General features: G+C 34.1%; 6 protein-coding genes. All 6 read right to left on the reverse strand.

Annotated elements, in window-relative coordinates; genetic code table 11:
* On the reverse strand, positions 1-2,904 hold a 2,904-nt coding region (locus QM536_01820), incomplete at its 3' end, for a T9SS type A sorting domain-containing protein (protein ID MDI9355747.1).
* A gap of 14 nt (positions 2,905-2,918) precedes the next feature.
* Positions 2,919-3,077, reverse strand: a complete 159-nt coding sequence (locus tag QM536_01825; GenBank protein MDI9355748.1) for a hypothetical protein — start codon at positions 3,075-3,077, stop codon at positions 2,919-2,921.
* Between the two features lie 325 nt (positions 3,078-3,402).
* Positions 3,403-4,932 carry a site-specific DNA-methyltransferase gene (locus QM536_01830; protein MDI9355749.1) on the reverse strand — a complete coding sequence of 510 codons (1,530 nt, stop codon included), beginning with the start codon at positions 4,930-4,932 and terminating at the stop codon, positions 3,403-3,405.
* A 58-nt stretch (positions 4,933-4,990) separates the two neighbouring features.
* Entirely contained in the window at positions 4,991-9,262 is a 4,272-nt protein-coding gene (locus QM536_01835) for a T9SS type A sorting domain-containing protein (protein ID MDI9355750.1), read from the reverse strand.
* A 456-nt stretch (positions 9,263-9,718) separates the two neighbouring features.
* A protein-coding gene (gene prfB, locus QM536_01840; protein MDI9355751.1) for a peptide chain release factor 2 occupies positions 9,719-10,835 on the reverse strand; the annotation gives its coding sequence in 2 pieces (ribosomal slippage) (positions 9,719-10,774 and positions 10,776-10,835; 1,116 coding nt in all).
* Between the two features lie 56 nt (positions 10,836-10,891).
* On the reverse strand, positions 10,892-11,498 hold a 607-nt coding region (locus QM536_01845; GenBank protein ID MDI9355752.1), incomplete at its 5' end, for a hypothetical protein.

Genomic DNA, 11,498 nt, shown 5'->3' on the forward strand with positions numbered 1-11,498 from the left:
TTTCATTATTTTTTCTGTTTTCAGAACCTCTCCTTTTTCTCCATATATTATAATAATATATTCTCCTTTCGGTAATGTTTTTATATCTAATTCATAACTTTTAACTTTTAACTCATAAATCCGACCTGCTATATCATATACTTTCACAGATGAAATTTTTTGATTTTTATCTGTTTGAATAGTAATGTAATCATTTGCAGGATTGGGATAAATACTTGTAGCAGGTTTTTTTCTTTCTATGAAAGTAAGAGGATTAATGTAACGAATATCTACTACTGTGACTGTTTGTTGAGCAATAGCAGAATTAAACTCTATATTTGCTTCTTGACTTGCTATAATGAAAGCTGTTCCAGTTCTTGCTGCGGTGATAGTATTTCCTTTTACAGTTACTATTTTATCATCACTGGAAATAAAAGTTATTACTCCATGGCTGTTGGAAATGGCTGTCAATACATACTTTTGTGCTATGGTAAGAGTAGGAATAGCGGTAAAAGTAAGAGAGGGGTTTATTTTACGAGGATCATTTGGTTCCCTTATAGTGAGTGTTTGTATTTCATACGCCTGTAAATAATTTTCATTTCCTACTTGATAAGCAGTAATGTTGACCATTCCCACTCCGTTTATACTCACTGTATTATCACGAATACTTACTAAAGTATTGGAAGTCAAAAATATAATAGGTAAATCGGCAGAAGATGTTGCTTGTAAAACAAAAGGTGCATTTCCAAAAGTTTTCGTGCTTAGTGCTTTAAAAGATACACTCTGATTTGCTCTGTGTATAGTAAGTATTTGAGTAATAAAATCAAAGGCAATGTCATCTTCACGGTACGCAGTAATATTTACTGTTCCTGCTCCTTTTATTAGAGCTGTATCTCTGCTGATACTTATAAGAGTATTAGAAGCTGAGAATACAACAGGTAAACTTGTAGAATGTGTTGCTTGTAAAACAAAAGGAGCATTTCCAAAAGTTCTCGTGTTTAATGCTCCAAAAGAGATACCATGAGCTGCTCTGTGTATGGTAAGTATTTGATTAGTAAAACCAAAAAGAGTATCATTTTCAGTATACGCAGTAATATTCACTGTTCCGGATCCATTTATAGTAACCGTATTATTATTAATATTTATCAAAGTAGAAGCAGAAGAAAATAAAACGGGGATCCCTTCAAGAGTTGTTGCTTCTAATCTAAAAGGTGCATCATCATACCTTTTAATCCCAGGATATGTAAAGTTTACGGTTATATGATACTTGCCTATTATACCACTCCCTGTTCCATCTACGGTCTCTGTAAGAAAATCATTGCTTGTTATATTGGTAGGTTCTATAATATTGGCGGTAAAATGTATTCCATCTAGATTGAGAGTAGCACGGGTAGATACAGTTCCTTGCATAATATTTGTTATCACATTATTCGTTCCTATATTCGTAATACTGGGTGTTGTCTGAGTAAATGAGGTATTATTTATGGTTATTCTAGCTCCTCTATGAAGCACAGGGAAGAACCCTTGTCTGTATGTAAAACCCGGTCCTAATTCTTGTATGCTATCTGTTCCTAATCCCGTAGGACTCTGCAGAGCAGCAAGAGTGAGACCGCTTATATAATAAATTGCACTATTTGTTCCTATTTTACCTATTTCTACTTTGTCATTACTACTCCTTGGGTTTCCTTCCACTGTTTGTATAGCATTTTTATTCCAATAGCCATGGTGTACATATCCGTTATTATACCCTATCAATCCTCCCACATTAGAATAGCCCGAGACAGATCCCGTAGCATAGGATTGGTTTATTACTCCACGGACTATTATATTAAAGATTGGCACATAAATATTATTTCCTCCATCCCAATTAGATCCTATCAATCCTCCCACATTAGAATAACCTGAGACAGATCCCGTAGCATAGCATTGACTTATTCTTGTTACGATTGTTTCCCCACCAGTGTCCATTCCATTAAAAACATATCCCACTAATCCACCAATAAAACGAGAATCACCCGTACCAGAGACAGATCCTGTAGCGTAGCTTTCGGCTATTAATCCACCATTACTATATCCCACTAATCCACCAAGACCATAAATACTCTTACCAGAGACAGATCCTGTAGCGTAGCTTTGGCTTATTCTCCCCATGTGATTATCTCCCACTAATCCACCAATAGAAGATGTAGTACCAAAGACAGATGCTGTGGCATAACTTTGATTTATTGTTCCAATATTATACCCCACTAATCCTCCGGTATATTTACTACCTGAGACAAATCCTGTAGCATAGCTTAGATGTATTTGTCCATTATTATATCCCACTAATACGCCCACACCATCAATACCAGAGACATATCCCATAGCGTAGCTTTCACTTATTATTCCAACACTATTAAGTGCTACCAATCCGCCGACATAATTATTACCAGAGACAGAAACATTTCTGAGTCCTATGTTTCTGATAATACAACTGGTATCTACATATCCAAAAAGACCTACAATATCATCACTACTTCTATTTATATACAGATTATCTATGGTATAAGTATTCCCTTCAAAAAGAGCATTATATGTATTATTTCCTTCCACATCATCCGCAAGAACAATACCCGTTCCAATAGGATTCCATCCTCTATTCATTCTATAAAAAGAAGAATCATTAGTTCTGCTTATATAACTTTCATAGTTTCTATACGAAGTAGAATTTCTAAAATCTAAATTGCGCATCAGTTCATAACCATTACAAATACTCCCGCTACATGTTCCCGTAGAATTATATCTCATGGAATCTAACTGCTCTATATAATAAACTTCTATGAGACCGTTATTATTGGAGTCTATATAGTTTTGAGCATTACTCTGTATATTACTACTTGCTAATAGTATTGCTAATACTGCTAATGTTATTTTATTTTTTTTCATTTTTGTTTAATGGGTTATTTATTGTATTTGTTTTTAATAATAATATGTTTGTGGAAAACTATAAGGATTGCCATAGGATTTTCTTCTTTAGAGAAGAGAGTAAACAAAGATCTTTTTCGTTCAAGTATAGTAAACATATCTTTTACTTCTTCTTTTATGAGAAAATGTCTCATAGCATTAATAAAATTACATTTTTGCATTGCTATTAAAATTGATCTCACCCCGAAAAGTTCTTTTTATTAAAATATTGAGTTTTAAAACTATTGATAATCAATTATTTACAAAACTACAAGTGGATAAAAAGTGATTTTTCTGAAAGGTTCGTGGCATTTGATATAATATTCAGTTGCTCAAAGGATTTTTACTCAAATATCGTCATTTCATTCAATAGTTCCGAATTTACAATAACTCTGGATTTTAAATCCATAAGTGTTGATAAATCTCCTAAGATTTTATCATCTTTAAGTTCGCATTTCGTTTCAAATTTACTAAAATCTTTTAGTTTCGGTTGACTTCACCATTTATTTTTAACTTGATAATTTCTGTGTTTTCAAGTCCTTCGTTATCAACCACTTTCACTGCAATTGTATGCTCACCAGCTTTGAACAAATAGGTTTGTTTGCCCGTCTTGTCAAGTAAAATTTCAGGCACAAAATTTGGTTCTTTGTAGGTAAAGTCCCATGCATAAAATTCAATCCCCGCATCGCTTTTCCCTGTGGCTATAAATTCTATTTGTCGTAACTCTTTTACTTTTCCTAAATCTTGCATTTCTACTTGCAAAGTCGGTTTTTTTGCTATGGGAACTATGCTTTCTACTGTTATCAATTCAATGGTTACTTGTTCTTCTACTTTTAACCTTGCTACTTCCTGAATCGCACCCTTGCCAAATGAAAACGCAATAATAAAACCCAAGGGTTTATTTTCTGACTTATTTTTTTCGTAACTCGTTTTGTCGTATCTTTCGCAAGCCGATTTAAAATTGTCTATTACGTTTCGTCCAATGTTGTCGCTCCGTTTCACTTGGATAGGTTGGTTTTCTCGTGTCCTGCCGTCAAGTCCTAAATCTCCTCGTTGTCTTGAGTTAGATAATCCTCCAAAATGCCCAACTATCCACGTTTCAAATTCAAAAGCATCTTTGTAACGCAATGTGTCGTAATCATACTTGTGTAACTGCACCGTAAATGGTTTGGAAAATAAACTTTGTTGCTTGTTCAAACGAAACTCTGTTACTTTAATGGCTTGCACACTTTGGTCTATGCCTATCCAATTTCTATTCAATTTGTCTGCAACTGCTATGGAGGTTCCTCCGCCAACAAATGGATCAAGGATTACATGTCCTTCATGAGAACTTGCTTTTATTATCCGTTCTAAAAGTGCTTCGGGCTTTTGAGTTGGATAACCGATTCTTTCTTTTGCCATTACATTTATTAATGGAATTTCCCAAACATCACGCATTCTCATATTTTCTCTTACATATTGCTTATAAACAGAACCATCTGGATGTTTTATTTCTTTATATTTACCTTTTTCGTCTTCTTTACTAAATTTCGTTTTTGAAAAATCACTTATATCTTCTTTTGTATCTGAATCACTGAAAAAATATTTATTTGATTTTGAATAAAAATAAATATTATCATGCTTTTTTTTAAAAAAATTCTTTGGTTCACCTGTTCCTTGATAACTCCAGATAATTTCATTTCTAAAATTATTTTCACCAAAAATTTTATCTAATATAAAAACTCTAATATAAGCATCTGCGTGCCAATCACAATGTAAATAAATAGAACCTGTGGGTTTTAATATTCGGTGCATTTCCATAACTCTTTCTTTGAGCCACATGATGTAATGTTCAATACCTCCGGACCATCTATCTTGAAAGCTGCGAATTTCACCTTCGTCTCCCCAAAGCACTTCGTAATTTTTATTGCTAAAAAATGGTGGGTCAAGATATATTAAATCTATGGAATCGCTGTCCATTTTTCTCATTATTTCTAAATTATCCCCTAAAATGAGTTTGTTGATGGTCATTCGTCTGTTCCGTTTTTCGGCAATTTTTTAAGGTTTTGTTTTTTACCATTGCCTACCATTATTTTTTTATGATTTTTTCTGTTTTCAGAATCGTATTGTATTCATCGAACAGTATGAGGGTATAATTTCCTTGTTTTAGTTTTTTTATATCAATACTTGCTTCTCTATTGTTAAGATTCCATTGGGGATTATGTAATATTAATTGACCCGAGGTGTTGTATATACTATATCCTTTTATTTTGAGGGGGCTTTTGATGATGATGTAATCGGTTGTAGGGTTAGGGTAAATGGAAAGAGTATTTGTGAAAGAGGTTGTATGAAGTATGGGAGTTTGTCTTGTGTTTATAGTGATATCATCTATAGTCCATCCCCATCCGTATGAATATTGGTCGGAATGGATTCGGAGTCTGAGTAAGATAGTATCTCCTGGATTAAAAGTAGGTTGAATAACAATTGATGTTATTTTCCATGTATTTACGTCGGGAATGGATCCTTGCCTTTGTTCTCCTGTTTCTGGATCTTTCCATGTCTGCATGATTTCTTTCCATTCATTATGGGCAAGGGAATTATATCCTTTTAGGAGTGGTTTCCATGTGACTCCATCTTTTGTTCCTTCTACTATGACATAATCACAAAAGTCAGGATCATCGTAAGCGATAGAATCTACACATCCTTCTATAATAGCTATATTTTTATAGAAAATACTGAGTCCGTTGGAAACAATAAGGGGGTATTTGAGGGTATGTGTATATTGTATATACCCGTCTGTATATGGGTGTGGGGAATGTATTGCAGGGTTAGCGAAAGGGTATACTGTTTTTACTTCAAAATCACCGAGAAAGTCGTTCCATTTGGTAGGATTGTTAAAATCATTTTCGTATTCTGTTATGTAGGTAAGGATGGTTGCGTTTTTTTGGTATATAGTTTTATAAGGAAGTGCCTTGTATGGTTTTCCTTGTTTATAGCTGGTGGCATAGAGGAAGAAAGTATCTTTATCTAAAAGGGATAGGTATTGAAAAGAGAATGCTTTGGTGCTATTTGCAGGTGTATTTCCTATTTTTGCAATTTTTTTTCCTTTGACAAAAACATCGGTAGAGTCAAAATCGGAGAGAAAAGAAATGCTTCCTGCTATTTTTCCACTTGGGTTCATACCTACTCCTGTTATTTTTGGGACAAAAGTAACAGTGGGTACTTCAGAGTAAGCAGCTGTCCATATACCTCTTCCGTGGGTAGCAAGGACTATTTGGTCGTCTACTAATTTTATTTCAAAAACAGATACTCTTGGGAAGTTAGGGGTTATGGTCCATAAAACACCATCATTTTGTGTTTCAAAAATACCTACTTCAGTTCCTGCTAAAATAGTTTCATTGCCTGTAGAGTTTTTCAAAACAAGAAGAGAGTAAACAGCAATATCCGGGAATCCTGATTGGGATGATCCGTTAGAGAATCGGGAGATGTCTTCCCATGTTTTTCCTAAGTTTTTAGTTCGGATTATTTTTGATTTTTTTGCGAAAGAAAAGAGTAAGTATGCGGTAGAATCTTCTGTAGGATGGGTAGCAATTCCTGAAAAACTTCCGCGGAGTGTTTTATCTATGGAATAGTTTGGTATGGTATCAAAGGTGTATCCTCCGTTTTTTGATACAAATAATCTTGCCGAGGAAGACATTCTTCCTCCTGCCCATACTATAGAAGGATTTGCTTGAGAAATACAGACATCCATAAAAGAACCAAAACCATTCTGCCAATATATTGTATTAATAGGGTTCAATTTCCAACTATCTCCAAAATTATCAGATCTGTATACTCCTTCTGTACTTACGGTATAGAGAGTATGAGGATTACTTTTTATATTTTCTAATTTTGAATAAAATGGGTAAAGTTTTCCATCGGTTTCTTCGGGAGTCATACCTGCTATAGCGGAGTAAAACGTTTTGCCTCCGTCTTTTGATTTTCCAAAGCCATTAAATTGAAAACCGCCTATCATTTCATTTGCATTTGCATAATTCCAAACAGTTTGAAAGCCATCACCTCCTATTTTTGCAGTGTACTTGGTGGTATCTGTTGCGGGAAGAGAGTTGTTATACAGAACCGTATTATTATCTTGTAATCCTCCAATAAAATTGAAATTATTTTTTCCTGGTTTTTTATCAACCCCATAAAATTGCCCTGTTACATAACCATACCCTGCGTTTGTCCAATCCCCGTTCAGCTCTCCTGGCTTTGTAGAAAGAGATGTATAAAAAATTCCTCCATCATTTGTATCTATTAAGCGAAAGGTCTTATCTGTTGTATTTTTATTAGATATAGTTAAACTGTGATGATCTACGTGAATATATTTATTGAGATTTATTACTACTCCTCCCGATAGTGTGGAGAATTGACCGTAGCCATCGGCTATAACTGTTGTTCTATATGATGCTGCATATTGTTTTTTTTTTTGAAGGGATATTGTAAATTCGGGAAGGGTATTTTCGTTCCATTCTTGATTTTCTGCTAATACCATCCATATATTTAAATACAGTGCGTTTTCTTGCCCGCCATTTGTAGAAATAGAAAGGTTTGCTATGTCTCTATATTCTATATTATGAATATACAAGTATTCTCGGCTATTTTCTAAAAAATCAGTAGTGGTATTCAGAGGCAAGAGATTAAATTTTCCATCATCTTGCTGGTCTCTAAAAGAAATCATAAGCTGTCTGTTATTTTCTGTATCCCATACTTGAAAAGGCACTTCTATATAATCTCTATAAGTGTAATTTGCTGCGGGAACTCCCGAACCTCTGTTTCCGACGGTAAATCTATGGGCTTTTTGCCTCAATGTCCTTCCAATTCGTATCTCTACATTTATATAAGAAGGTGCATTTGTGCCTAAAGATACACCTGCTAGTACATTACCAGAGGTACTTACAAAATCAACAAAATCATAATCGTTCGGATTTGCCTTTGTTATTCTCATCTGAAAGACAGTTTTTGGAGAACTTGCCTCGGGGGTAATGGTAAATTTAAAACTACTTACACCCGCTACATACACAGTATTTTCATCAAATGGATGTGCTGTCACAGAGTTATCATACCATCCTTGGCCCCCTAAAAAAGGGATAGTTTGAACACTCGTTGCTAACCTCCATGTTTCTCCTGCATCAGTGGAAAAATATAAATCCTCACCTGTAGACTGCGTACTGGTACTGTTTATTTTTGTTTGGTTTCCCAATACTGCTGCAAATATTTTTTGAGGGTTTACAGGTGATATTGCCATTTCTATTCTGCCCGTTGGAATCATTCCTGGGGAATAGTGAGTCCATGTATCTCCTGCGTTTACGGACTTATAAATACCATCACTCTTTACAGTGGTGTATTGAATAGAAAAATTACCGGGACTATACACTATTTGGTCTGCATTATATTTTGCAAGGGTTTGTATCCAAGAATTTCCTCCGTCAGTAGTTTTGAAAACACCTTTTGTGGTAGAAGCAAGAGCGATATTGGTATTGGTGGGATCTACAATAACACGACTTACGGAGCCAAAGTTTTCATTTGCGGTAGAAGATAACAGGGTCCATGTAGTTCCTGCATTCGAACTTTTTAATATACCATCTCCTCTAATACCTCCTAATCCTCCAAAAGATTCTTCTCCCGTGCCTGCATAAATAATGTCCGCATTGGAAGCAGAAATAGATAAAGAAGAAATAGCAAGATTCGGAATATTGGGAGTAAGATTCGTCCAATTAACCCCTTTATTTGTTGTTTTCCATATTCCCCCGCCTACAGCCCCTACTATCCATGTGCTTCCTGATGCATCTTGAGGCATAACTAACATAGTTCTCGTTCTCCCTGGTACATTATAAGGTCCTCTATTTACCCAAGAAAAATTAGTAGAGGAAACCCTCTGTTGGGCAAGATATTTTTCTGCTTTTTGTAATTCTTTCATCTGGTATCCATAAGGATAACCATTTTTTGTCTCCCCTTCGGGGGTTCTAATACTTTGATGAAATTTCATAAACTCTGCTATCCCATCTAATTTAGAATCTCCCTTTTTTTGTGCATAAAAATGAGAGATGCCTGTATCTATTGTAGGTATGTTCTCTCTCTTTGATACTATCAAAAGTATCATCGCTATGTAAATAATTCCTATTTTTTTCATCTTTCTTTCTTGTTTATTTTGGCTATTAATAAATTGTATAAGCATTTTTTTATCAAAAATTCTATAAGTTTGTGTAGAGATACCCCTAAACAAAAACAGAGCAAATACATACACTATTGCTGTTTGCTTTTTCTCTTCTTCCTTTTTTGCATTGTTATTTGTTTCACTATTTATAAGTGATCCTCCCATTTTCCTTATTGATACTACGTCTTCCCATACCTGCGGTTAATGAGCATAATTTTTTTTAAGTCCTGTTTTTTTATATTTATTGTTATTATATTGTGAAAATATTGTTTTTTTATTTCTTTATATTCATCTGGTAAAGATAAAAATTCTTTTATAAAAGTATCAAAACCAAAAAAATATAACCTATTATTTTTTTGGTTTTGATTATTTTTGAAATATAGTTCTTTGCATAAAGAGATTATTCTATTTTCCTGCTTTTATGTATTAGCAGAATATGTTTTTTTCGAATTAATTCCGAGAAAAAATCAATTATGATGGTTGATATACATTAAGAATTGCTTGGGATTTCAATGAAAGTATGCTTTATGATGAATTTTAAAAGATATTCCTATCTATATTTAACACTCTTAAAAAACCCATGTTTGAAATCGTGGGCAAGTTTCATTGGATCTATTTTTTTTATGTTTCTTCTTCTGGTGTCTCTTTTGAAATGTCTCTTTTTTTTCCTATGAGGAATGCTTTCATGTATTCGTCGAGGTCTCCATTGAGGACATTTTGCACATCGGTTCTTTCTACGCCTGTTCGGACATCTTTTATAAGTTTATAGGGGTGTAGAACGTAGCTTCGTATTTGTGAGCCGAAGTTAATTTTCATTTTTGTGGATTCTAATTTATCTCGAGTAGTGTTTTTCTTTTCTACTTCCAATTGATAGAGTTTGGATTTGAGCATTTTCATTGCTCTTTCTCTGTTTGCGTATTGGGATCTTTCTACTTGGCAAACGATGACTATTCCTGTTGGTATGTGAGTAAGTTGGACTTTTGTTTCTACTTTGTTCACATTTTGTCCGCCTGCTCCACCTGAGCGAGAGGTCTGCATTTCTATGTCTGCAGGGTTTATTTGAATATTTATGGAATCATCTACTACGGGGTATACAAAAACAGATGCGAAGGATGTATGGCGTTGGTCATTGGAGGCGAATGGAGATATTCGGACTAATCTATGCACTCCTATTTCTGATTTGAGATATCCGTAAGCAAATTGTCCTGTGATTTCTAAGGTAGCAGATTTTATTCCTGCTACTTCTCCTGCTTGGTAGTTTTCTTCTCTCACTTTGAATTTTTTGCTTTCTCCCCACATAATATACATTCTCATGAGCATTTCAGCCCAATCTTGGCTTTCTGTTCCTCCTGCTCCTGAGTTTATTTCTACATAAGCGGATAGAGAATCTTCTTCTTTTCCGAGCATTTTTTTGAATTCAAAAGATTCTATATTGTTGCAAAATGTAGTATATAGGGTATCCAATTCTGTAATGTTCATTTCATTACTTTGGTGGAGTTGGTATGATATTTCGAGTTCTTCAAACTGCTCTAAAAGTGCTTCGTATTGTTCTATCCAAAATTTTTTTTTTTGGATGTTTTTTATTATTTTTTCTGCATCGGATGGGTTATCCCAAAAATTATGTGCAAGGGTTATTTTTTCTTCTTCTATTATTTCGGTTTTTATCTTTGTGTAGCTAAAGATAATCTCTTAAAGCCATTACTCGGCTTTTTAATTCTTTGATTTGCTCTATGTTCATTGTGTTCTTTTGTTTTGTGGTATTTATTTCTGTATTTTTTTATAGTAACTTGTTTTTTAATGTACTACTTGAAAATGTTCGCCTCTGTATTTGAGGAGAGTGGTATTGAGTTTTTTGGCTTTGGGTATTACATCTTTGTCAAAACTCATTGCAGCGAGTGCGGGGATAATCTCATATTTTTGGTATTTTGTTTCTTCTGTCTGAAAGGTGGGGATTGTTTTTTCTATTAGTTTTGTTATGTCTTCTTTTGTTGCTCGGTGTTTGATTTCTATCACGCAGATGTATTTTTTATTGAAGAGGAGAGCATCAATTTCTGCTAATTGTTTTCCGTTTTTAGAGCAGACAATGTAATTTTTTGTTATTTCATAGTATTTTATTCCATTTATTTCCATGGTTTTTTCAATGGAATTAAGAAAAAGTTCTTCGGTTGATACTCCTATGGTAAATCCTAAAGATCTGAGAGTAGAAGCGGTTTTTTCTCCTTCTTTTTCTAATCTATCCAAACCTTTCTCACTTTTTTCTGTCAATTCTTTCAATGTTTTTTTGAGATCTTCCATACTTTTATCACTCTCGATTTTTGCTTTTTCGTTTTCTGCTCTTGCTTTTTCGTTTTCTGTTCTTACTTTTTCGTTTTCTGCTCTTACTTTTTCGTTTTCTGCTCTT

The sequence above is a fragment of the Chitinophagaceae bacterium genome (assembly GCA_030053935.1).
In the GTDB taxonomy this organism is placed as follows: domain Bacteria; phylum Bacteroidota; class Bacteroidia; order Cytophagales; family JASGCU01; genus JASGCU01.